This is a genomic window from Flavobacterium sp. C3NV, from assembly GCF_046825355.2.
Classification (GTDB): Bacteria; Bacteroidota; Bacteroidia; order Flavobacteriales; family Flavobacteriaceae; genus Flavobacterium.
Window position 1 is genome coordinate 83,869 of sequence record NZ_JBKQBJ020000005.1, and the last position, 24,695, is coordinate 108,563.

Genomic DNA, 24,695 nt, shown 5'->3' on the forward strand with positions numbered 1-24,695 from the left:
CTAATTTTTCTTTAATACGATTATAGAATTTTCTTCTGCAACTGATTGAAAACCAAAGTTAATTAAAGTGTTTTTTAAACGGGAACTATTAATTAAAATAACACAAGAAGTGGTAGAAATGATTTTCTCCAGATCCTCTTTATAATTTTCATCAGAAATTAAAACAGCATCGTATTGATTTTCTAAAGACAATTCGAGATGATCCAAATAAGAGATTTTTCTCTTTTTAAGGAAATAATTTGTTTTGGCTACTGCTAGTTTTTCTTCATCAGCAATAAAAGAAACTACTTTTCGCTGTGGTTCCTGCAAGGTCAATAAAACGTCTAGTTGTCCGTAATCATTGGCTAAGTGCAATATTTTGGCTTTCGCCAAAAGGTGCTTGTTGAGACGATAATAGGTTTCTAAATTATGTTTTAAATCGCTATTGACACTGTTGGTGATTTCAATTTCTTTGTAATCATAACTGTGAATGACCATTTTTTTGAAATAATCGGGACCTTCTAATTCCTGACGCACTTTATGAAATTGTTCTTTAAAATAAGCACTTAATAGTTTCGTTCTTTCGGCATAATTTTTCCCAAAAGAAAGATTATCAGGTGAAATTCTTTCTAAAATAGATAGCGTAACATGACTGTGATGAATGACAAAATCGCCTTTTGGAATCGCTTCTGAAGCACCATGAATTAAAACAGGAATAATATCCAGATTAAATTCTTCTGCCAAATAAAAAGCACCTTTATGAAAACGATTGATCTGATTGCTTATAGAACGTGTTCCTTCCGGGAAAATCATAAGCGAATATCCTTCTTTTACTTTTTGGCGCAAATGTTCAACGCCGCCTTCAAGACCTTCAGAAACCGGATAAAAACCTGCTTTTCTAACTGTTCCGCCAAAAATAGGAGAATTGTAAACCCAGTCGTTTACCAGAAATATAATTTTTGGACTCAACATTCCCATTGCCAGAATATCGATAAACGACGAGTGATTGGCAATAATTATTGCTGGTTTTTCGAAGTTTTCATTAAACTTATTAATGACTTTTTTATGCAAAAACGGATTTGAATACAATACCGAATTCATGAATCTTGAAATGCAAAAACGAAATGCTTTCATTTTCGTTTTTTCCTTTATAGGAAGAATTGGCATAATGGTGATGCTGAAAAGAGACATCAAAATACCGCCAAGTCCGTAATACGTAAACGAAATAATACCGTGTATAAAAGTGCGTAATACAAAAGGAGGATTTCCTTTTTTCGCACGATTGGATATAAAGAGTTTAAAAAGAATCGGGTAGAAAATAAACGTAATAATCAGTGCGGCAAAAACCCCAATTAAAGAAACCGATGAGATAGAGCGCAACGCCGGATGACGTGCAAAAATCATGGCGCCAATTCCTAAAATAGTCGTGATAACCGCCAGGATTATCGAAGTTCTGTAAATCGCAATTTCATTTTTTCCGTTGGTATATTCTTTTTGAAGTGCGCTTGTCATGAAAATACTAAAATCGACACCGTGCCCAAAAATCAGCGTACAAACAATCATACTAAAAATGTTCATTTGGATGCCAAAGATGCCCATAATTCCCGCCGTCACAATTCCGGTTAAAGCAATTGGGATACAACTTACAATAACCAATTCGACTCTGCGGAAAAAGAAAAATAAAATCAGTATTACAGCAACAAACGAATAATTAACCAACGAATTAAAGTCGGTTTTTAAGGTACTGAAAAACGTTTCGTTCATTTGCTGACGATCAATTGCAATGAGATTATTTTTGGCGGAAGCCGATTTTACAAAAGCATCTCGTTGTTCAGGCGTTACTTTTACCAAAGTAGAAATCGTGAAAAATCCATTTTTTTCGGTTACAAATTCTTTTAGTTGTAAAGCCTGAATTTTCAGATATTCTGAAGCTGAAATAGGTTTGAAATTAAAATTTAAATGATCAAAAAAAGCAGAATAAGTGGTTGGTTTAAAACCTAGTTTTGAACCTTCGGCAATCAATTCAGATTCTAAAAGTTGTTTTTTATTGTTGTCCCAAAACGAATTCCATTTTTCGATTTTCTGTTGCTGCTCCTTTTGCGAAAGCATAATGCCGCCAACGGAACTGAAATTCAATATTTTGTTCGTTTGTTTTTCCTTCGATAAATCGGCAAAAAGCTGAGAGTTGTTTTGTAAAACTTCCTCCATACTTTTCCCGTACGAAGCCACATAAATGGTTTTGGAGGTTAAGCTCGTGCTTTCTTCCAGATCTTTTTCGGCTGCTTTTATTTCCTTCGGAACAAAATTCAATTGTGATAAATCGTTATTGAAGCCCACATTATTATAGGTAAAACAGCAAATAATGGTAATTAGAACACAAAATCCAATCAGATATTTATTGTTGTGAAAAGAGAAATGCGCCAGTTTATCGATGACATTTTTCTTATGTTCGAAATTATTTTCTTTCGGTTTATATAAATGCGGAACAATCAAAAGAGAGAAAATACCCGTTACCATGACAATTACGGCGGCAAAAATCCCGAGGTCATTCAACGCATCTGACTTTACAAAAAGCAAACATAAAAATGCAACAGCAGTTGTAGAACTGCTCATAATAACCGGCATTGTAATATCTTTGTATAACGTTTTTACGTCGCTGTTATGTTTGTAATGAGTTAGAATGTGTATCGAATAATCGATTGTGATTCCTAATAAAATAGATCCAATTCCGAGAGAAATGGCGGAGATTTGCTCTTTCACAAAATATAAAAAGGCTACGGCAAACAAAGCGCCAAAAACTGTTGGAAGAAAAATGATCAGCGGAATCAACACTTTTCGATAAAACAAAATCAAGATCAGCATCAGCGTAATCATCGCGATTGTTGTCGTTAAGATGATATCGCTTTTGATTTGATTGGCATTGGCAACCGCAATCAAAGCCGAACCAAAATAACTAATCGAGGTTTTGCCTTTGAATTTTGTATTTAAATTATCCTGAATTGATTTTAGTTTTTCGGCAAAAATCGTATTCTTTTCCGTTTCGCTCGACGGAAGATTTGAGGTAATAAAAAGCAACAATTTCTTTTTGTCTTTGGTCATGACAAAACCATTGTTGAGTGTAAAATCGTCGCCAATATTTAATTGTTGTAATTTTTTTAAAGCGATAAAAGAAATGCCCAAGGGATCTTGCAGAATAAAATCTTTGGTTACAAATCCGGATGGAGAAATTATCGATTTGTAATTTCCCTGAACCGTCGCCGCAATACTGTCTTTTTGAAGCTTGTTCTGAATCGTCGCATAATCTTTATTCTCCAGAAAAAGCGGTAAATTATTGTAGACAAAATCGATGGTTTCCTGAATGTTTTCTTCATCAATTTTTCCCTGAATTCCGGTAACGTAAGGTTTGCAGGATTTGGCAACACTATCTGAAAAAATAGTAGCCATTTCTTTTAAATCTTCTTCCGTTCCGTTTTTATCCAATTTAAAAATAACGGTGATTTTGTCAGCAAAGTTGAGTTGTTTCAAGACTTTTGCCGTAACATCTGCCTTATTGTTTGTTGGGATAAGTTTGGTAATGTCCTCCTCAAACTTAATTCGGGAAGCAAAAAATCCAAATACCAAAAGCATCAAAATAGCCAATACCACCGATAATTTTTTTCGTCGGTTTACAAACAAGTGAATGGCGTAGAAGTATTGATGCATGGTTATTTTTTAATTTTTGTTGCCACTCCCGATAGCTATCGGGATAAAGGATTAAAATGATTTTTTTTAGCCGCAAATTTCACAAATTAGCACAAATTAATTCGTGAAATTCGTGGCGAACTGACTCGGGATTTAAAATCAGTTTAATCTTTTAATCTGTGGCAAACTTTTACGTAATTTTTTTATTATTGTTAGAACTAAAAGCTGTTAAAAGTAAATAACTTATTAAGCCAAAAGTCAGCGCCAAAACGGATGCTAAAATAAGACTTCCCACGATATATTGCGTGGCATTTTTTTGAATATCATCGAGTGTAACCGAACTGTCTAAAATTAGTGGCGCATCATTCGAAACAAAGTAACTTCCCATTTTTAGAGAACCGTAAATAACAAAAGGAATAAACGGCGGAAAACTTACATTCGAAGCCAGATAAGCTATGACTTTATTGAGCCTGAACAAAGCTGCGAAAGTAAAAAGCAAAACAGTTTGAAATCCCCAAAAAGGAGAAATCCCGATAAAAATACCCAAAGCAATTGCCGCTGATTTTTTGAAATTAGAATCAGAACTTTCTAAGATATCTTCGAGAAAGAATTTTTTAAAACCTTTTTTTTTTGCTCTTCTAAAAAAATCTCTCGGTTTGATGTACAACAACGCGTTGAGAACCAAAACAGTATTTAGAATACTAATTCGGGTAAAATCTTTGAAAGGTCGAAAATGCGAAACACGTTCTGCGGGATCATACAAAATCTGAATTGGAATATTTTTTACCACGATTCCTTTCCACGCAGATCGTACAATGACTTCAATTTCGAACTCAAATTTATTGGTGTAAAATTGTTTCGGAATGAGCTTTAACGGATATAATCTAAATCCGGATTGTGTATCTTCAAGAGCAATTCCGGTTTCGAACTTGAACCAGAAATTCGAAAATTTATTACCAAAACTACTTTTCTTCGGTACATTTTCCTGTGTCATATTACGGCTTCCAATCAATAAAGAATTTGGTTCTTTTTGAATGGCTGCAATAAAATTGGGAATATCTGATGCAAAATGCTGTCCATCAGAATCGATCGTAATGGCATATTCGAAATGCATTTCAATTGCTTTTCTAAAACCATTTCGGAGCGCTCTTCCTTTTCCTATATTTCGAGGATGATGAATTTGAGTAAGCTCCGAATACTGTTTTAAAATTTCGTTTGTTGTATCTGTAGAACCGTCATTGACGATAATAATATTAGAAGTAAAATCTAAAATAGAATCCAGTACTTTTTTCAACGTTTTATGATTATTGTACGTGGGCACAATAACACAAAAATTGGTCGAATTTAGTAATTCCTGCTGAGAAAAAGTTGGTTGCATTTGGGATTTTTTTCTTGACCTACTTTACAAATTGCTTCTCTTTTTCAGAGAAACTTTTCGATTGCAAAACAAAGTTTTTTAGGTATTCCTTTAAAACACCACTTTGTTCAGCGTAATGTTCCGTAATAAATTTTTTATCTTCTTTGATGTTCTTTTTATAACCTGTAATTCCAGGAACATCTTCCTGAATACTCAATCGAATCATTCTGATTTCGATGTTGTTGGGATCACTTTTTAAAGTAGCTTCAAGAAGTTTTGCACCTTCTTTAAAACGGGAAATTTTGCTTCCTATTAAGTTTTCGAATTTAGAATCGACCAAAATTGAAGCCGCTTTGTAAGCCACTAAAATTTTCTCATCGCTGTTCGAAATTCCGGAAAGTTTTTCTGTAAATTCCTTAGCGTTTGCTTCTGATTTTGCAACGTCAGGATATACCTTTCGAATGGAGGCTAAATCGGGATTTCCTGCAAAATTTATCCATAAGAGTATTGACAATAGTAATTTCATAATTATAGTTTTTTATACGCATTGCTTAATTTTAAAGCAACGGTATCATTAAAATATGTGGTGTTTTTCACCTTTACCAAATCATCCTCTGTGGTAGTTATATCAAGTTCTAAACGCAATTCCGGATTCGTTTCCGGATTGATCAATGCCATAAATTTTACATTCGTAAGCGTCTGAATCATCAAAGTACTTTTGGTAATCGATTCTGTAAGTTCTTTAATTATCTGAATCATGCAAACGCCCGGCATAATTGGGTTTCCTGGAAAATGACCTTTAAAAACCTCATGATTGGCATTAACTAATATACGAATATTAAATTTAGCATCTCCTGTTTTTTCCTCCGAAAGCACTTTATAAAAGTCTTTTAAAACCATATTTGTATTTTTTTATTTCGTTTCAAAAGAGTAAGAAATCCCTATTTGAAAATTGACATTAGTATTATAATCACCAAATAAATAATGGCTATTAGAATTGTTATGATAGTAATCGCTGTCTAAAACATCCAAAAGGCCTTTTTTAAATCGAAATTCAAAACTAAGACCAGATGGCATTTTATAAGCAACACCTGTAACAAACGAAAGATCATTATATGTTTTTCTAAAAGCTAAATTGTCGCTTAAAAGAACATCTAAGGCAGGCCCAAATTGTATCTCAAACTGATTAAATTTTAATTTGTTAAGCAGGCCAATCGACAAATAACTCATTTGTAAATCCTGATAAACGGTTCTTTCTGTTTGCGAATCCTGATCAATAAAATTACGGGCAACATTATTAGATCCTTGTCTGATGTAATTTATTTCGGGCTGTAATGCATAACGTTTCGTGAAATTTATTTCTCCAAAACCGCCAACATAAAAATCAGGTCTGTAGTTAGCATGCATTTCTGATATGGTAGAAAGAGACAATCCAGCTCTTAAACCAGGCTTAAAAGTTACTTGAGCTTGTGTGTTTATGACTGCCAAAAAAAGGAATACGACAAGCGCTAATTTCTTTGTGTACATTTATTTTACTTTAAAAGTATAACTAATACCAATCTGGAAAACCTGATTCAGGATAAGATCATTATAGCGATAACCATTATCGTCATACTCAACTCCGTCGTACCCATAAATGTCAACTAAACCTTGTTTTAATCTTGCTTCAAATGTTAATCCGTTTGGCAATGTATAGCCAACACCTCCAACAATGGCAAAGTCAAAACCTTCGGGATTGCTATTGATATAATTATCAGAAATTTTTAAATCTAAAGACGGACCTCCTAAAATGTGAAAACCTTTACCACCAATGTTAAATTTTGCAACCGCACCAAGTGTTAAATAGTTTAATTCATAATTTACAGAACGATAATTATAGCCGTTTCCAAAATATTCTCTTCCTTCATCGCCTTGTCTTGAATACGTTATCTCAGGCTGTAACGAGAAATATTTATTAAATTTAATGTTCAATAATCCACCAACATAAAAGTCTGCTTTAGAGCTATTATCATCAATATTAGTTAATGTTGATAAATTTAAACCGCCTCGAAGTCCCGGACTAACTTTTACTTGTGCTTGAGGAGATTGAATTCCGATAAATAAAATAAAAGCAATTACGGCTAATTTTTTCATTTTGATTTGATTTAAAGTTTATGAATAGTTTAAATTTTTTATTCTGATTTAAAATAATTCAGTTCAATTTTCAATTTAATATTCTGATGAATAATCTGAATCTTTTCGGCAAAAATATTGTTTTCTGAAGTAAATGTCAGTGTAAATTTTTCTTTTGTTTGAGACGAATGAACGACTTTCTCTAATCGATGATTTTTTTTTGATATAAAAAGATAATTGTCGCGTTTCCCGTCTTTCGATTTATAAATATCATCCGATTCATTTTCAAATTGTTCCTGAATCAGATATTCTTTTTTTAGCAATAATCTAAAATCTTCTTTTAAAGTATTGATGAGAATTTTTCGATCTAATTCTGAAACAATCGAGTTGACTTTGAAACTGTTACCAGAGATTTCGAAATCTAATAATTTGTTACCAAATTCAGTTGTGAAAACAATTCTGTGTGTCGTATCATTTATTTTTTTTGCAATAAAAATTCCGCTGATCTCATTTCCGTAAACCGTGATATTTGTTTTATAAACATAATCGGTTTTTGAATCTGAAAAATAGGGAACTTCGTAAGACGTTTTGTCTAATTTTTTAGGCGTATAATTTTTGGTGACCGAGCCACACGAAACTAAAACAATTGCCAGAAAGCAATTAATTATTAAAAACTGAATCGTCGATTTTTGCATTGATCACTTTGTTTTTAAGTACAATTCGGGTATAATCTTCAGATGATTCTAATAATTTTACCTGAACAACGGTTGCTTCTTCTTTATCAAAAGTCAATTCGATTTGCTTGATGTATTTTTTCAGCGTAGCATCTTTCGGAACAAATTTCGCCAGATTCTGACCTTTTAATTTAAAGTACGAAATCGTAAATTCTTTGTCATCAAACATATTTCCGCTTACGCTGCCCACGATTAATTTATTGATGCGGCCAAAGATTTTGCTGTTGCCAATGTCAACTGCACTTTTCTTGCCTTCATCATTGATTAGGATTTTCCCGTTTTTAAAAACAATACTATAATTGTATGGCTTTTTGTATTGCCATTGCAAAAGACCAGGTTCTTTAAAAATCATTTTACCCGAAGTTTCAATGTCTTTCGATAAAAAATCCAAATGTTTGTATTGGACGAAATCAGTACTTAAGGTTTTGATTTTTTTCGAAACTACATTTACATCTTCCTTAAAAGAAGCAATTTCTGCAGCAGTCATTTTTTGTTCCTGAGCAAACAAATTGCCTGAAATAAATAGAATTAGTAGTGCTATTTTAGTTTTCATAGATTGTTAAAAGTTGTTTAGCAAGACCTAACAGGTTTTTAAAACCTGTTAGGTCTAACTGGATGAATTCCTGTTCTATTGTTGGGCAATTTCATAAGCCTTAAGATTCAAAAGTTCTTCGGTCGAAATCACTTTATAATTGTTTTGCTTTAAAAATTGCAAAAACTGTTCCAATACTAAAACCGAGTGTGATGCCGTGTCGTGCAAAAGTACAATTCCGCCGGGAGAAACACGTTTTATAATGCGATTGAAAATCAATTCCTTATTTTTTGTTCCGCCATCAAGCGATCGAATATTCCAGCCAATTACTTTATGTCCGGTTTTTTCTAAAGCTCTTCTGATCGAAGGTGTTGTAACTCCGTAAGGCGGACGAAAAAAGTTTATTTTTTTGGATGTGTATTTTTCTAAAAGAAGATCAGTTTTCTCAATTTCTTCCCGAATCTTTCTAGCATTATAAAAATCAAAAAATTTAGAATGAGAGTAGGAATGATTTCCAACCAAATGTCCGTCAGCAATAATTTGTTGGAGGATTTCAGGATGTGCTTCGATATTTTTCCCGATGCAAAAGAAAGTCGCTTTTACATCGTATTTTTTCAAAAGTTCTAAAACTTCTAATGTGAAAATACCTGGTCCGTCATCAAACGTAATGGCAATTTTTTTCTCGGTTTCTAACGGATTATTGCAGAACGATTTTACGTGATAATTAGATGAAATTCGGGCAGAACCAATAGCATTTATTCCCAGCCAAATTAAAATAACCACAACAAACCACCATATGTTTATTGCTGCATAAAAATTCAGAAGAAATAATAAAAGCAATAAAAAGACAAAAAATATTGATATGTTTTTGTGCGTTATCATTTTGTGATTAACGTAAAACTGTGGTTTTTTCCGTTTAATTGGTTGTACAATAAAATGGTCTTGTAAAGTGGTTTTTCAACCGAATTTACTTTGATGATTTCAGGAATTTCCTGCGTTTTAATAATTTTTGCTGCCATCCAAAAAGCAAAAGCCGAAGCTGTATCGTATTCTCCGCACAAATGTTTGTAATACAAAACGGGCGTTTCTGCGAAAGCATTTTCGGTAAGATTTCTATAATAATTTTCGAAATCTACATTTCCGTCAAAACCTAAAATTAAAGCATCAATGTCTGAAATCTCTAAATTATTCGATTTCAGGAAAGATTTAATTTCGGCTTCAATTTCGTTTTCTTCCAGCGTATTTACAATGGCAATATCCAGAACCTCGGCATAAGTCGTTTCTTTTCGTTCATTTTCTAAAACAAAAAAACTGGCACCTTCGCCATAAACTGCTCCGCTGGTATCAGAATCTAAAAGGCTATAAGGTTGTTGATTGTCTGGTTTTATACGTCCGGATAATTTAAAAAGTGCGGTTGTATATTCGCCATTTTCATCGACTCCGCCCACTAAAACAGATTGTGCTTCCTCTTCTTCAATTTGCATTTTAGCATCTAAAAGTGCCGACTCAAAAGAAACAGCGCCATTTACATACGTAAAATTATAACCTTTACATTGCTGCAACAAAGCGATTTGCGCGCCAACAGTATTATGAGTCGATTGAATAAAAGAAGTTGGTGTTAAAAATTCTTCGTTATTATCCAGGATACTTTTCAGGAATTTTTCAGAATCTTCGATGCATCCTAAACCGGTTCCGGTAATGATGGCATCAACTTTTTCAACATTGGCATCTTTCATCGCTAAGGCCGAAGCAACGATTCCGTTTTTCACGCCTTTTGCCATTCTTCTGCTTGCGGCAGGCGAAATGTAGTCTTTATAAACCGGCGGAACGATTGCCAGTACATTTTCGTCATGATTGACAATAGCTTCTTCTAAAAAAACAGTATCAAATGTTTTTTGAGTCGAAATACAGCCTACTCCATTTATATATGTTTTTTTCATTAGCTTTTTGAAAATATAAGGGTTGAACAATTTCCTCCAAACCCAAAAGAGTTAGACAAAACGTGTTCGATAGTTTTATTTTTTAAAGTAGTCTGTGGCGTTAAATCAAATTCTTCCATCTGATTTTCGAAATTCAAATTTGGATAAACCACATTATTCTGAATCGCCAAAACACTGTAAACCGCTTCAATCGCAGCGGCTGCCGCCAAAGTATGTCCGGTAAAAGGTTTTGTAGAACTAAAATCCGGAATTTTTTCGTCCTGATAAATTCTTTTTATAGCTCTTCCTTCAGACAAATCGTTGTTGGGAGTTGCTGTTCCGTGTACGTTGATATAATCAATTTCAGAAGGTTTTAAACCTGAAACTTCAAAAGCTTTTTTCATCGCCAAATAAGCACCATCTCCATTTTCTGAAGAAGCAGTTTGGTGAAAAGCATCATTTGCATTTCCGTAACCTGAAACTCTTGCCAGAACTTTTTTGTTTTGTTTCGTCACAACTTCATCTGATTCTAAAACCAAATAAGCGGCGGCTTCACCAAGGTTTAATCCTTTTCGTTCGTTGTCGAAAGGTTTATTGAAATCGTCTGATAAAATCATCAAAGTCTTAAATCCGTTAATCGTAAATTTTGCCAAACCATCGGCTCCGCCTACAATTACGCGATCTAATTTTCCGGTTTTTATCAATCTTGCACCCAACATAATTGCGTTTGCTGCAGATGAACAAGCGGTACTAATAGTGGTAACGATGCCTTTTAAACCTAGTTCTTCGGCAATTTTCTCTGCAACATCGCCGCCATCATGACAAGCAATATATTTAACCAGTTCAGGATGTTTGAAATAATCGTAATAATGTCTTTCAGTCATGTCCATTCCGCCCACACTTGTAGCCGAAATAAGTCCGGTTCTGAATTCGTTTATCGAAGTAATTCCGGCATTTTCAACAGCTTGTTTTGCTGCCAAAGTACCAATCATTGCCGTTCTCGAAAAGTTATTATCGCTGTCTAATCCCAATTCAGCAATCAACTCTTCATTGGTTTTTTTGATTTCGCCCACTTTAATAACATCCGCATGAACTGTCGAAATATTTGTGATACGAGAAATGCCAATTTTATTTTCGATCAGTGAAATATAATTTTCCCCGACTGAATTTCCAATCGAAGAGATAATTCCCATTCCGGTTATTGCAACACCTTTCATCTAATTTTAGATTTATGATTTTAGATTGTAGATTCTTAGAACTTTGTCAAAGTTTCAAACTTTGACAAAGTTGACGGATTTTAAAACATGTTAGATTTTAGGTTTCCTATTGGAATCTAAAATCTAAAATTATTTTGTTCTGTTCGCGCTAATATAAGCTGCCATAGTTTCGATCGACTGAAAAATGGTTTTTCCTTCTTTTGGGTCTACCAATTTAATTCCGTAATCTTTATCTAAAATCACGATCAATTCAAGCGCATCAATCGAGTCTAAACCTAAACCGTCTCCAAACAAAGGATCGTTATCAGCAATATCTTCGATTGCGATATCTTCAAGGTTAAGAGTAGTAATGATTTTATTTTTTAATTCTTCTTTTAATGCTTCCATGATTATTTATTATATAATGTATTGATATTTTCGTTTTTATATTTTTCGTTTTCTTCTTTACTAATGGTGCAAAGAAAGGCTTTGTAATTGTCATTAAAAAATTCTACCCAGCCACACAGAACCGTATCAGCTTTATTTGTGTTTAACAGAATCCCTGAATAGTTAAACAGAAATTCAGTATTGAAAGCATCAAATATAAAGAAAGAATTCTCACTTTTAAGCTGATGACGGATACTTATTTCGCCTAAACAAATATTGGGCAGCGTATAAACAAAAACCGCCGGACTCGGAAAGTAATTTTCTTTATCCGAAATAGATTCCTGATACTTAACATCTGTATCTAAACTTGATGATTTATTGGCCAAAACCAAAGCGATATTGTTTTCTTTTTCCGTTGAAGTTATCGGACTCAAAAGCAATTCTGATCCTAAAAAAGCCAGTTTGCTCAAAGCATCCATTTTGAAAAACTTTGGATATTGAATGTCAAAGTTGCGGTACGCTTGTTTAGAAAAATCACCAAAATCCGTTTGTTCAATTTTGAATACAGAAGTTCCGTTCAAAACAATTTCGTTGTTTTGGATGGTGATGTAGGATTGTATGTGAGTTTTTTGAGTCATTATTTTTTGTAACTTTGTCAAGTTATGAAATTCTACGAAAAATATCCACAGTTAAAACAGAAAAGCTTTTTGTCAAAAGTACTTACGGATACTGTATTTTCTACAATGTCTTTAGAAGACCAACAGGTTTCGAAGAGTAAAGTTGTTAAAATTGTCGAGGCCATTTTAAAAGAGAAAGAATTAAAAGGAAACCAGTTCTTCACTAATTAATTGGGTTATTAATTTATAATTTCCATTGTCAGCAGCCTTCATTGCATTGATATAAAATTTCCTACTTTCTCCTTCTCTATAGTATAATTCTAAAGGTTGATATCCAAATTTTAAAGCAATAATATTCATTAAAATCCTTCCCGTTCTCCCATTACCATTATTAAAAGGATGAATTTTTATAAATTCATAATGAGCATAAACTAAGCAATCAATATGATCATCAATACTTTTAGAAATTGAAATCTTAAAATTTAGATTATCCAAAAATTGGTACATGGCTTGTAGAATCATTACAGGTTTTGGAGGGATTAGTTGTCCAACAGAAACTTCTGTGATTCTCCATTTTCCCGCCCAATCGTAAAGTTCTTCAAATGCAATTTTATGAATTTCCAATACAAGAGATGTTGAAATCTCAACATCAGTTTCTAATTCAAAAGTGTAAAGCTCGGCTTTTGCAATTCCGGACGCTTCAAACTCATTGATTTGATCTTTATCTGTTAAGCCAAGTAAATTATCGTCTGGGAACGGTGTCCAATTAGTTTGATTTTCCATTTCATTTCATCTTTTTAAAATCACCGGTGTATTACAAGTCTCACTTATGCCATTTTCATCAAAACCTGTTAAGAAAGACTTGTTTGTTTTCATTTTTTCTTTCCTATTTTTTTAATTTCCTTATCAAAATCTGAAATTATCTTTTGAGTCTTATTAAACTCATCATATTCTTTAATGGCTTTTTTATCAGCTTGAATTTTTGATATTTTGCCTTTTCCTTCTAAAATTTTATATTCATTGAATGAAAGAAATTTATTTACACTTGTAGCTAATTGCTCCATTGTAAAAGTATTTTCACGTTCGATCAAACCTTCAATATAATCAAAGTAACCTGTAACGGTTCTCTCAAGTTGGCTTATTTCTTTTTCTTGTAAATAATTTTTAGCAACAATTACATCCGATTTTAATATTCTTCCGTCGGGAGCATTTTTCCAGCTGCTAAGCCCCATGTTGTCTTTCTTTTTATCTGCATTTTTATGGATAATTTCTGCAGCAGTATTTCCAGTTATAGCAAAGTGAAATTTATTTTGAACCATAGCATAAAAATTCTTCGTTACTTCTGAATTTTTATCATAATCGATACTGCATTCTGCAAAAATGTCACTTACTTGTTGGTAAATTCTACGTTCGCTGGTTCGGATAGAACGAACTCTGCGTAATAATTCTTTAAAGTAATCTTTGCCGAAAACAGTTTGTCCTTGTTTTAAACGGTCATCATCTAAAACAAAGCCTTTTATTATATATTCTTTTAAAGCTTGAGTTGCCCATATTCTAAACTGGGTTGCTTTTGTTGAGTTTACTCTGTAACCAACAGAAATAATAGCATCAAGATTATAAAACTTTTGGTTTCTCGTTACCTTACGATTACCTTCTTGTTGAACTTGCAAGATTTCCTTGAGAGTTGAATTTTCTTGTAATTCTTCAGATTCAAAAATATTTTTTAAATGTAAAGAAATATTCTGATGAGTTGTATCAAACAATTCGCTCATAGCTTTTTGTGTGAGCCATATAGTTTCGTCTTCTACAATTACATCAACTCTTACTTTTCCATTAGGATTGTCGTAAATTAGAAATTTAGTTTCGTTATTTTCCATTTCATTTCATCTTTTCAAAAACCACAGCCGTATTACAACCTCCAAATCCAGAAGCCGTCTTCAAAAAATATTCAATATTAGCTTCATGATTTTTCTCAATAACATTTATAGATTCACTAACCCCCATTTCATCAAAACCCTTCGATTCAAAAAGCATATTTTGATTTACTGATTCGATCCCAATTACGGTTTCTAATAATCCCGATGCGCCTAAAGTATGACCGTAAAATCCTTTTAAACTATTTATAGGAACGTTTTGTAAACCCAAACGATTTAATGCAATGGCTTCCATTTCGTCGTTGAACGGAGTTGCTGTTCCGTGAGCTGAAATATAGTCGATTTTGTCCACTTCAATTTGGGCCTCTTTCAAAGCATTCTGAATACTTCTAAACAAACCTTCACCCGTTCTTGAAGGACCCGAAATATGGTTGGCGTCGTTTATCGAACTATCTCCAATCACTTTTATTTTTGCGTTTTTGGCTTCCGCCGAAATTAAAACAGCAGCTGTTGCTTCGCCTAAACTTACTCCGGTTCTGTTTTTAGAATACGGTTTACAAGGCAATTCGCTCATCGCCTGAAAAGAATTAAAACCGGACAAAACAAATTCTGAAACTTCATCTCCGGCTACAACAAAAACAGTATCATACAACTCAGACTGAATCATTCTTTTAGCAACTGAAACTGCTAAAATTCCGGAAACACAAGCGTTTGAAACGACAATTGGTTGTGTTTGGAACTTGAAGAAATCAGCAACATTTTTTGCTAAAACATCTAAATGTGCACTATTGAAACTTTCCTCTGAATCATTTTTTAATGCCGTAACATTTCCTTTTGTAGTAGAAAGTATAAAAGCAGTTTTCGAATTTAATTCGATTCCTGATTTTTTGATAATTGGCTCTAAAGCCAAAATCATCATTTTCTCTAAACGAGAATATTTTGTGTCAATACTTATTTTTTCAAAAGCACTTTTTATTTTTTCATCAGGAATAATAGAAGCATAAAATTGAATTGGCATTAAAGCAATATCCTGGTGCAATTGAATACCGGAATCGCCGCGAACAATCGCTTCGATGTTTGATGCAACATCAAAACCTAAAGGCGTGATACAATTCGTTTCGTTGATATATACTTCTCTTATCATTTTATCTTAATTTTTGGCTGCTAAATGGGTCACACATTGTACGGATTAAACGGATTAACGCGGATTTTTATTAATTTTTAATTCGTGAAAATTCATGTAATTCGTGTTTGTCTTTTATTTTAATAACCCCACTTTTCGTTTCCATTCTTCATAGAAAGGAGGATTTGTCAGCATCAAATTTCCGTCGCCATCTAGAAAAACCTGAACGGTTTCTCCTGTACAGGCCACTTCGCCTTTTGCATCTATAATTCTAAAACGATAGATCATTTTGGCAGCGGGAGTATCTACAACCGTTGTTTCTATGGTTACGACATCGCCGTAGCGTAAAGACAATTTATGCTCACATTTCGATTTTACAATTGGGGTGGTGTATCCTGTATTGCCAATATCTAAATAGGTAAGTCCGTGTTGGCGGCCAAACGCTTCTCGTCCATCTTCAAAATAGGTGATATAGTTTCCGTGCCAAACGATTCCAAGCGGATCAGTTTCGTTAAAACGAATTCTGATTTCGTGAGAAACGGTTAGTTCAGTGGCTTCGTTATACTGTTCTTTTCTTTTTGTCATAAAATAAGGCAATGGATGTTGTGATAATAAAGAACAAAAATAACAAACTTATTTTTGGGATGATTTCGAGGAAAGAAACGTTGCGCAATAATACATCATAGAAAGCTTCTAATCCCCAGTTCATGGGTGACGATTTTGCGATATATTGCATGATCGTTGGCATAGCAAAAACAGGCACCCAAACCCCACCAACGGCAGCGAGAATAAGTACACTTGTTGCGCCAAAAGGAGCTGATTGTTCTTGTGTGTTGGCTACGGTTCCTAATAAAATTCCGAAACCTATGGCGGCGAAACCTGAAAATAAAGCCACGACACTCATTAAAAATAAATGCCCTTCGATATTTAAGGAAGGCAAACCAATATGCGGAAATAAAAACACTGCCACGGCCACCATCATATAAAACTGAATCATACAAATGGCTGAATAAGTAATGGTTTTACCAATTATCACGACTAAATTAGAAACCGGATTGGTCAATAACCGAACGAATGTTCCTTGCGATTTTTCTTTTACTATATTAATAGACAACGGAATCACGATAAAAAATATCGCAAAAAGTGTCCAGGCCGGAACGTTGTGTTGTACCGAGTTGGGACGGACTTCTTTGTTGTTTATTTTTGGAATTATTTCTTTGAAAGTAATGAAACTTTTTTGCTCAAATTCTGTAGTTCCTTCTCCTAATTGGTTTTCGAAAGTGGTGTAAATTGATTTGCTTTCGATTTGAGAAATCATCTTATCAATCGAACTCATTACGGCATTTTTGAAACTCATCTGAACCGCAGGATCAAAATACAATTTCACTTCTTTTTCCCTGATTACTTTGGGTTTTTCAGCCTGTGCGGTACTATCGGTTTCGGTTAAGCCCATTTTACTGATGATGTTCTGAACATTCTGATCGATTTTGGCTTGTAAATCAACGCTTAAATCTTTCGGAATTACAATTGCCAACTGAAATTTTCCTTTATAAACAGCTTCTTTGGCAACTTCTTCGGTAATGGGCTTGTTGTCGATTTGCGTGACAACGCTAAACAAATTGCTTTTTTCAAGATTGTCAAAAACAGTTTTAGACACAGAACCATTGTCTTTATCGACCAATAAAATCGGAATTTTATTATCGCTAATGGTTTTAAAAGTACTGTCCTGAATTAAAGTTACCGTGATCACAAGCACCAACGGCATGATAAACAAAATAATCAATCCGCCTAAATCGCGTTTAAGCAGCAAAAATTCTTTTACGACCGACATCCAAATTTTATTGACCATCTCTAAAATCTTTACCGGTTAATGAAATAAAAACTTCCTCGAGATTGCGTGCTTCAGTTGTAGCATCAATTAAACTTGATGGTGTTCCCTGAGCATAAATTCTGCCTCGGTCCAGAATGGCAATATTGGTACAAAAATCTTCGGCTTCAGCCAAATGATGCGACGTATATATAATCGTAGTTCCGTTTTGGTTTAGAACTTTTAAATAATCTATAATGGCATTTTTAGACTGAACATCAACACCAACGGTTGGTTCGTCCAGAAATAAAACTTTAGGCTTGTGCAGAATTCCGGCAATCAAATTAACTCTTCGTTTCATTCCGCCTGAAAAAGTTTCGATACGTTTGTCGGCGAATTTTAACAAGCCCAAAAGATCTAAAGTTTCAACAACTTTATCTTTTAAGTAAGCACCTTTTAAACCGTACATACTTCCAAAATAATGTAGATTTTCTCTCGCGGTCAAAGTGGGGTATAAAGCATATTCTTGCGGAACAACACCAATAATTTTTTTGATTTTTGAAGAATGATTCGTGTAGTTCAGCCCATCAATCGTAAAATGTCCTGAGGTTGGTTTTATCAATCCACAAAGCATGGAGATTAAAGTGGTTTTTCCGGCGCCATTTGGGCCCAATAATCCAAAAATCTGTCCTTCGTTGATATCCAGCGAAACGTTGTTCAAAGAATACTGGTCTGCATCTTTGTACTTTTTCGAAAGGGATTCTATTTTTATAATTGGTTGCAAAATATATTAGCTAATGGCTTTTTTTAGTTTTTTGAAAAAGATTTCTTCTCTGTTGGCAATGCTCAAAAGTTCATCGGCAATGGCATTGTAAGCATCTTCTTTGGCACTTCGGTTTTTGTAAATTCTGGAAGCTTCTACAGCAAAATCACGCCATGAATCTCCAATCAAGGTCATTTCTTTCGAAAGAACTTTCAATTCTTCATTTGCTAAAATAACCGAAGCTTCTTGTAAAAAAGCAGCGTAAATAAATCTAAAACCTCCGCCGCCGGTTCCTATTTCTTCCTGCATACGAACCATTTGTGCCAGATAGTGATTGGCTTTTTTGGTGCCGTGTTTTACAGGCCATTTACGGATTTGTTTCGATACGAATTTTATTCCGCGTACACCAATAATAGGCATTGGTGCCAACATATCGCGACAGGTATTTTTGATTCCTTTGATGATCGCACTTTTTAAATCAACTTCTTTCGGGATCTGAATAGGATAATACATTTGTCCTCTTGGAGCAAAAGCACCTTTGGCAAAACGCACTTTGTCTAATTCGTCATGCGTTAAAGTCGTAACGGTTTCCATAACAGGATCGCTGACCAAATAATCGGTTTCGGTTTTTCCGTAAACGACTAAATTGTGTGCGTTGAAATGAAAGCGGTATTCATCAGGAAAATAACTCAAATGATACACGCCAACTTGTAATCCGGTTGGAATGTTATTTTTTAAATTTTCATCCAAGGCTTTATTTGCATTTGCCGGAGAAGAAAATTTTTGTCTTTTTATTTTTAAATTTAAACGATTGGCCAGTTTATTAAAAATTTGTCCGGGCAAAGTTCTATAGCTAATTGCAGGTGCGTGATTTACTTTTATAAAAGGCAAATACACGAAAAAAAGTCCAGAGCCAATACCAAAAACCATCGGTTCGCTGATGTTCAGTCCGTTGTTTTTTAACAAATTCGAAGCTACTCCGTTCTCACAATGAGCAGATTGATGATGTGTAAAATTGATTTGCATTAGTCTGTTTTAATATTTTTTAATTCGGCTACCGAAATCTCAAAAGCATCGGCATATTTTTTTAGGATCGATTCGCTTAATGTGGCAAAAACAGTAGGTTTAAAATGTCTTTTTACGCGCCATTTCCACATTCCAACATAACTGGATAAAATAGTAAGATCCATTTTATTGATTTCCATATAATAAACTATTGGGCTTGCTTCGCCAATTTCGACCTGCATTTTTGCTTCGGCGATTCGCTCGTTTATTTCGTCTATTGAATTTGAAAGTGCGATGGTTTTGGGTTCCCAGCCAGTACTTAGAGTTGTAGTGTAATTTCCGTTTTCATCGGTTGCGTACAAAAGCTCTTTAACGTTGTTTTTTGTTAAGTTGCTTTTATCTTGTGGTACTTTTTCTTTTTCCATTTCATTATTAATTTATTAGATATATAAAGCTAATGCGATACATAAACTAATTATTAAAAACCCCAGATTTGCAAAGGCTAAATTTTGTTTTTTCTTCACAAATAAATATATCATTTCTATTACAAGTCCAAAATAAAAAAACAGGACTGCCATAAATTCCATAATAAAGAATCCTAAACCAGTATCAAAATGTTTGTGGTCATCTCCATGACAATGTGAATGACGATCAACGGTAAGATACCAAATTAAAAAAACCGATCCAACCATAAGAACTAAAATCCCAATCCGGATTAATAGGTGTAAAATGATCTTCTTACTATTCATTTACACTGAAACTATCTTCTGAATGAACAAATTAATTTCGCATTCTAAAAGTAATTTATGTCCCCATATACTTGCGCAGCGCATTGTACATAATGTATAATCGTCGCCTTCGAATTTTGAAACCAAAGTTGCTTTGGTAATAATCGTATCACCCACTTTTGGGAGCAAATGTATTTTAAGGTTTTTTATCGCACTGATAAAACCCAATACATTTACGTTTTCATTTTCGGTACCGTCTTCGTCAAAAAAATACTTTTTACCTACAATAGACGAACAGGTTTGTGCGGTATTTTCGATTAAGCCCGCTTCGATAAAAACGTTATTATCGATAAAAACATTATCCTCTTTTATCAGGAATGTGGTTTCTACAAAGTTGGCATCTATATCCAAAATTAAATCCACCATAAGCATTGGCGCTCGGTGCGGTAAGTAATTTTGTATATCAACTCCGGTTTTCATTGCTGCTATCATTTCGCTAAAACAGTTTTCATTTGTCCGTTAGCAATTTCTTCATTATTCAAATACGTTACCACATCTACCAAAGTAATTCCTGCAAATTCCTGCAAAATAGTGATGGTAGATTGAATCTTATCATTAATTTTTGGCAACTTTTTAATCTCAATTTCCTTAATAGAACCAATATATCCTGTTGGCGCTGTTTCGTTTTTCAAGAAAAATTGATAACCTGTATGCAAAGCCACAGATTGTGCCATATGTTCGATTAAACCTGCTTCAAGAAAAGTATCCTTGTCAAAAAATATATTATCGTTTTTAATTTCTAAACCGGCAATTAAGGAGGTTTCGGTATACGAATACATTTTATCGACCATCACAAAAGGAAACTTTTGCGGCAGTAAATTTTCGACAGCTTCTTTTTCTAAAAGTAATGTCGTCTCCATTAGCAAACGGTTAAATAAGCATATGCAAACGAGAATCTTCCACTTTCAGGAACAGACAGAAGAATACGATCTCCTGTTTTTAAATTTCCTGAATTCATCAATTCTTCCAAAGCCAGATAAATAGAGGCAGAACCTACATTACCAACTCTTGAAAGGTTCATGAACCATTTTTCATCCTCCATTCCGATTCCTTTTTCCGTCAATCCTTTCTTTAACCCTTCGACAAAAAAGTTAGAAGAAACGTGAGGAATAAAATAATCGACCTGGTCTGAACCAATATTATTTTTAGACATGGCATCGCTCATACTTTCAGCTCCTTTAGAAAGTATAAATTCATCCAATAATTTTACATCTTGTTTAATGGCAAAAACCGATTCGTTCAACCATTGTTCCGGAGGATAATCGCTCCATGATTTAATTTCGCCATTTTCTAATTTATCTCCACCGGCATACATGCAGGTTTCTAATTCGTACGCATAGGAAAAAGCTTCCATCCATTCGATTTTTAGAGAAATTGGCCCTCTTGGTTTATTTTCTAATAAAAAAGCGCCGGCTCCGTCAGACAGCATCCAACGTAGGAAATCTTTTTTGAAAGCAATAATAGGTTGTTCTTCAAGGCTTTTTAGGTTTGCTGCTTCGTGATTGTACATTTGAGCATTTAACCATGATGACACTTTTTCTGATCCTGTACAAATAGCATTTTTAGAATTTCCTGATCGTATCGAAAGAAAACCAAATTTTAACGAATTCATACCGGCGCAACAAACACCAGTTGATGAATTTAATTCTACCGATTTATTTTTTAATAATCCGTGAACCATTGCGGCATGCGAAGGCAGGAAAACATCAGGTGTTGAGGTTCCGCATGAAAGTACTTCAAGATCCTGAGCTGTAAAGTTTTCATCAAATAATTGTACAACAGCATTTCGGGTCAATTCGGCATTGTTATGCGTGCTTTTCCCTGTTTTATCTATGGCGTAATAACGACTTGTAATTTTATTATTGCGCAAAATAATGCGTCTTGCTTTAGAAGCGGCATCATTAATGAGTCCTAAATAGTCTTCCATTTCATCATTAGAAACAGCTTCATTTGGCAAATACTTTGCGGCCTTGGTAATATATACTTCAAACATAATCTAATTTCGTCTTCTAAACTCCTTGATAATATCGAGTTTCTTTTTTTATGGTTTTTAACTTAAAAGGGTAGGTAATAAGGTGCAAGATATATACTATTGGTGAGATTAACCATATTGCGAGGAATAAATAAACATTAAATACTTTAAGAAGCTGTTTTCTGTTTTTTTGATGTTTATAAATTAGATTCGACCATTTATCGAAAATTTTATTCGCGGTTTTGTCAACAGTAACAAGATACGGACTGATTTTTACAGCGCCGTTTGCAAGTAATTTTGGTTGTAAATCTTCAAAATTATTTTCGTTTAATGCCGAAACAATAACTTCTCCAAATTTATCAGACTCCTGAATATCCTTATCAGAAACTCCCGGCAGAGGTAAAATTCCCCAATGTTTTTTCTTCACTCCGGAGAACATCCATTCTACAATTGTAATTACACTGATTAAATTTCCAACGCGATCTACCAACGCTACGTTTCCTACCAATTTTGCATTGGCTTCTTTTAGTAAAGTTTTGATTTTTTCCTGCGCCATAATCCACATATTACGGGAACCGCTTATGGTAACAACAGGTGTATTGTTGAGTATCTTTTTGGCATCATCACTTTTCAAAAAAGAATTGATCGGAATCGATGGCGACAAATACCAAACCTGATAATGAAACAATACCAAATCGAATTTTGTATTTAAAATTTCCTCCGAAACTGGTTTTAATTGAGTTGGAATTTGAAGAAAAGATTCCGGAAAAGCATCAAAAAAAGAATCCTTATCCCAAGGAAAGGGGAAAGGTTTTTCTAATTGTATTTCGTGAAACGTTACATTTATTTCTTCTGAATTTAGAAAAGGCTTTGCAATGTTTCGTGCTATTTCTTCTAATTGTCCAGATTGTGAATAATAAATAACAAGAACATTTTTCATTTGGTTGGATGGCTTTGGTGGTTCCGCAAAAATAAGTATTTTTTTTAAACGAATTTCCTTATTTTATCGGATCGTTTGGTATGAACCCAATCTGGCCATGTAGCAGAATCTTCTGCATCATAGATTCTTATTTTTTGGTTTTCATCTTCAATTAATAAATCATCAGAAGTACATCCTAAAATTGCAGCCGCAGCGGCAAGACCGGAATAAGTCGCTCCTGCAACACCGTGAGATAGGGTACAAGCGCCACAAAGAAACAGATTTTTGATTTCGGTTTTGTTTTTATATGAAAAAGGACCCACCTGATTTAATGTTTTTTCGGTTCCGTAAACATTTCCTTTTGTCGAATTGATATAAAATTCATTGGTTTTTGGAGTTCCTAATTCGGCCTGAATAATATGTTGTTTCGCATTTGGGATTATTTTTTCGAGATTGTTCATCAGTTTATTGATGATTTTTTCTTTAAAAATTTTATACTCTTCATTGTGATAATCGTCTAAACCATTAAAATCTTTTAAGTGATCGTAATTCACATACGTTACAATTTCAAAATTATGATAACGCCCATTAAAACTTGCCGGATCTTTGAGCGTTGTACAACTGATAAAGACCGAAGGAAATGAATCTCCTGAATCTATATTGCTGCTCATTAAATCTTCAAAATTAGCATCGTCATTTTCGTCTTTCATCATCCAGAAATTTCCCGAATCGATATTGTATAAAGTAACATCGATGTCAAGCGTAAGGAATAAAATTAAAGAAGTAACGGAATACTTTGTCTTATCTAATTTTTTAAGAAGAGATTTGCTGAGATGTTCTTTATCAATTAAATTGAGATAAGTTATAGAAGGATCTGCGTTTGAAACAATGTTTTTAGAGAATATTTCTTCACCATTTTCAAGCTGAACGCCTGTTGCTTTTTTATTTTCGATAATGATTTTGCGAACGTTTTGTTTTACGCGGATTTCTCCGTTATGTCTTTTTACGCCGTTTGTCATGGCTTTTACAATTCCGCCGCCACCGCCCATGGGATAAAATCCGCCATCAAAATAATGACTCATTACAGAACAATGTACAGGAAAACAAGCCCGACTTGGCGGAAGCCCGTGATCGCCACACTGAATATTCAGGACTGCTTTTAGTTTAGGATCTTTTACATGCCAGCCAATTACTTTTTTTAAAGGAAAGAGGGCAAATTTGCCAAAATGTTTGGTTCGAAACGGAACGGTAATGTTTTGCCAAAAACCTTTGAGTGTTGGAATCAGTTGCAATTCGTAACTCACTTTCTGAACCAGTGAAAGATATTCGTTGATGTTTTTTTCTTCGTGCGGAAAATGATTAGAAAGTGTTTTCTTTAGGTTTTCGGCTCCTGCGGGCAAATCGAAAGTTTCGTTTCCAATCAAACAATGTTCGTAAGCGTTTTTGTTCATTCTAAAGAAAACCATGTCATTGGCAATTCCCAAGCCTCGATATAATTCGTTGGTCGATTGTCCTTCTTCAAGCTGGCCGACATAATGTACGCCCGGACTAAAACGCTGACCTTTTAAAGTAAAACTATGACTCCAGCCTCCGGGAACATAATGTTGTTCGAGTACCAAAACTTTTTGTCCGGCTCTAGCAAGACATATCGCAGTTGATAATCCGCCAACTCCGGAACCAATAATTATTGTGTCAAATTCCTGCATACTTTACTTTAAGAATTGTAAAGTATAAAAGAACGACATTTAATCAGATAATTGTAATTCGTTGGGCTGTAATTGGTAAAAAAATATTAGATTTTCTGTGACTTATGATTTAACCGCAAAGTTCGCAAGGTTTTTATCGAATGCTATGTTTAGAAAACACAAAGTTCGCAAAGCTAAATCAGTACAAAGCTTTGCGAACTTTGTTTTTTTTATGAAACCGATAT

General features: G+C 34.0%; 26 protein-coding genes. All 26 read right to left on the bottom strand.

Annotation, left to right across the window (positions count from 1 at the left end; translation table 11 throughout):
• The 26 genes from ACIDC4_RS09005 to ACIDC4_RS09130 all read right to left on the bottom strand — a co-directional run bounded on the left by ACIDC4_RS09005 (position 1) and on the right by ACIDC4_RS09130 (position 24,471).
• The gene (locus ACIDC4_RS09005; RefSeq protein WP_412042805.1) at positions 1-3,681 is read right to left on the bottom strand and encodes an MMPL family transporter; all 3,681 of its coding nucleotides are present in this window, start codon (positions 3,679-3,681) and stop codon (positions 1-3) included.
• A gap of 169 nt (positions 3,682-3,850) precedes the next feature.
• The gene (locus ACIDC4_RS09010) at positions 3,851-5,038 is read right to left on the bottom strand and encodes a DUF2062 domain-containing protein (protein WP_412042804.1); all 1,188 of its coding nucleotides are present in this window, start codon (positions 5,036-5,038) and stop codon (positions 3,851-3,853) included.
• A gap of 19 nt (positions 5,039-5,057) precedes the next feature.
• A complete protein-coding gene (locus ACIDC4_RS09015) occupies positions 5,058-5,543 on the bottom strand; it encodes a hypothetical protein (RefSeq protein WP_412042803.1) in 486 nt (161 codons plus the stop codon).
• 2 nt (positions 5,544-5,545) lie between these two features.
• Positions 5,546-5,917 (bottom strand): ApeI family dehydratase, encoded by a 372-nt coding sequence (locus ACIDC4_RS09020; RefSeq protein WP_194615057.1) that lies wholly within the window; start codon positions 5,915-5,917, stop codon positions 5,546-5,548.
• Positions 5,918-5,929: 12 nt separating this feature from the next.
• Positions 5,930-6,544, bottom strand: a complete 615-nt coding sequence (locus tag ACIDC4_RS09025) for an outer membrane beta-barrel protein (RefSeq protein WP_412042802.1) — start codon at positions 6,542-6,544, stop codon at positions 5,930-5,932.
• Positions 6,545-7,150 (bottom strand): porin family protein, encoded by a 606-nt coding sequence (locus tag ACIDC4_RS09030; protein WP_230034172.1) that lies wholly within the window; start codon positions 7,148-7,150, stop codon positions 6,545-6,547. It abuts the gene before it with no gap.
• A 38-nt stretch (positions 7,151-7,188) separates the two neighbouring features.
• Entirely contained in the window at positions 7,189-7,824 is a 636-nt protein-coding gene (gene lolB2 / locus ACIDC4_RS09035) for a flexirubin biosynthesis protein LolB2 (protein WP_412042801.1), read from the bottom strand.
• Positions 7,790-8,416 carry a flexirubin biosynthesis/transport protein LolA2 gene (gene lolA2 / locus ACIDC4_RS09040; RefSeq protein WP_412042800.1) on the bottom strand — a complete coding sequence of 209 codons (627 nt, stop codon included), beginning with the start codon at positions 8,414-8,416 and terminating at the stop codon, positions 7,790-7,792. Before lolA2 ends, lolB2 begins: the two co-directional genes overlap by 35 nt.
• Positions 8,417-8,491: 75 nt before the next feature.
• Positions 8,492-9,178: a polysaccharide deacetylase family protein gene (locus tag ACIDC4_RS09045; RefSeq protein ID WP_488381135.1), complete on the bottom strand. Its 687-nt coding sequence runs from the start codon at positions 9,176-9,178 to the stop codon at positions 8,492-8,494.
• 95 nt (positions 9,179-9,273) lie between these two features.
• A complete protein-coding gene (locus tag ACIDC4_RS09050; RefSeq protein WP_412042798.1) occupies positions 9,274-10,335 on the bottom strand; it encodes a beta-ketoacyl synthase N-terminal-like domain-containing protein in 1,062 nt (353 codons plus the stop codon).
• Positions 10,335-11,531 (bottom strand): beta-ketoacyl-[acyl-carrier-protein] synthase family protein, encoded by a 1,197-nt coding sequence (locus ACIDC4_RS09055; protein ID WP_412042797.1) that lies wholly within the window; start codon positions 11,529-11,531, stop codon positions 10,335-10,337. Before ACIDC4_RS09055 ends, ACIDC4_RS09050 begins: the two co-directional genes overlap by 1 nt.
• 129 nt (positions 11,532-11,660) lie before the next feature.
• Positions 11,661-11,918 carry a phosphopantetheine-binding protein gene (locus ACIDC4_RS09060; protein WP_017496902.1) on the bottom strand — a complete coding sequence of 86 codons (258 nt, stop codon included), beginning with the start codon at positions 11,916-11,918 and terminating at the stop codon, positions 11,661-11,663.
• Between the two features lie 2 nt (positions 11,919-11,920).
• A complete protein-coding gene (locus ACIDC4_RS09065; RefSeq protein ID WP_412042796.1) occupies positions 11,921-12,535 on the bottom strand; it encodes a beta-ketoacyl-[acyl-carrier-protein] synthase family protein in 615 nt (204 codons plus the stop codon).
• A gap of 180 nt (positions 12,536-12,715) precedes the next feature.
• A complete protein-coding gene (locus tag ACIDC4_RS09070; protein ID WP_412042795.1) occupies positions 12,716-13,297 on the bottom strand; it encodes a Fic/DOC family protein in 582 nt (193 codons plus the stop codon).
• Positions 13,298-13,386: 89 nt separating this feature from the next.
• Complete coding sequence (locus tag ACIDC4_RS09075; RefSeq protein ID WP_412042794.1) at positions 13,387-14,391, bottom strand: virulence RhuM family protein; 1,005 nt, start codon at positions 14,389-14,391, stop codon at positions 13,387-13,389.
• 1 nt (position 14,392) lies between these two features.
• Entirely contained in the window at positions 14,393-15,532 is a 1,140-nt protein-coding gene (locus ACIDC4_RS09080; RefSeq protein ID WP_412042793.1) for a beta-ketoacyl synthase N-terminal-like domain-containing protein, read from the bottom strand.
• A 114-nt stretch (positions 15,533-15,646) separates the two neighbouring features.
• Complete coding sequence (locus ACIDC4_RS09085; RefSeq protein WP_065451727.1) at positions 15,647-16,096, bottom strand: acyl-CoA thioesterase; 450 nt, start codon at positions 16,094-16,096, stop codon at positions 15,647-15,649.
• Positions 16,071-17,360: an ABC transporter permease gene (locus ACIDC4_RS09090; protein WP_412042792.1), complete on the bottom strand. Its 1,290-nt coding sequence runs from the start codon at positions 17,358-17,360 to the stop codon at positions 16,071-16,073. Before ACIDC4_RS09090 ends, ACIDC4_RS09085 begins: the two co-directional genes overlap by 26 nt.
• Positions 17,350-18,102 carry an ABC transporter ATP-binding protein gene (locus ACIDC4_RS09095; protein WP_412042791.1) on the bottom strand — a complete coding sequence of 251 codons (753 nt, stop codon included), beginning with the start codon at positions 18,100-18,102 and terminating at the stop codon, positions 17,350-17,352. The genes ACIDC4_RS09090 and ACIDC4_RS09095 overlap by 11 nt, the downstream gene beginning before the upstream one ends.
• A gap of 6 nt (positions 18,103-18,108) precedes the next feature.
• Positions 18,109-19,107, bottom strand: coding sequence for a BtrH-related acyltransferase DarH (gene darH / locus ACIDC4_RS09100; protein ID WP_230034196.1), 999 nt, complete (start codon positions 19,105-19,107; stop codon positions 18,109-18,111).
• Positions 19,107-19,511 (bottom strand): flexirubin biosynthesis protein DarG, encoded by a 405-nt coding sequence (DarG, locus tag ACIDC4_RS09105; RefSeq protein ID WP_412042790.1) that lies wholly within the window; start codon positions 19,509-19,511, stop codon positions 19,107-19,109. Before DarG ends, darH begins: the two co-directional genes overlap by 1 nt.
• Before the next feature lie 324 nt (positions 19,512-19,835).
• Positions 19,836-20,294: a hotdog family protein gene (locus ACIDC4_RS09110; RefSeq protein ID WP_065452011.1), complete on the bottom strand. Its 459-nt coding sequence runs from the start codon at positions 20,292-20,294 to the stop codon at positions 19,836-19,838.
• A gap of 8 nt (positions 20,295-20,302) precedes the next feature.
• Positions 20,303-20,734, bottom strand: a complete 432-nt coding sequence (locus ACIDC4_RS09115) for a hotdog family protein (protein ID WP_412042789.1) — start codon at positions 20,732-20,734, stop codon at positions 20,303-20,305.
• A complete protein-coding gene (gene darB / locus ACIDC4_RS09120) occupies positions 20,734-21,867 on the bottom strand; it encodes a dialkylresorcinol biosynthesis protein DarB (protein ID WP_412042788.1) in 1,134 nt (377 codons plus the stop codon). Before darB ends, ACIDC4_RS09115 begins: the two co-directional genes overlap by 1 nt.
• A gap of 16 nt (positions 21,868-21,883) precedes the next feature.
• On the bottom strand, positions 21,884-22,786 hold the full coding sequence (locus ACIDC4_RS09125) for an NADPH-dependent FMN reductase family protein (protein WP_412042787.1): 903 nt from the start codon (positions 22,784-22,786) through the stop codon (positions 21,884-21,886).
• Positions 22,787-22,830: 44 nt separating this feature from the next.
• On the bottom strand, positions 22,831-24,471 hold the full coding sequence (locus ACIDC4_RS09130; protein ID WP_412042786.1) for a phytoene desaturase family protein: 1,641 nt from the start codon (positions 24,469-24,471) through the stop codon (positions 22,831-22,833).
• Between the last annotated feature and the right edge of the window lie 224 nt (positions 24,472-24,695).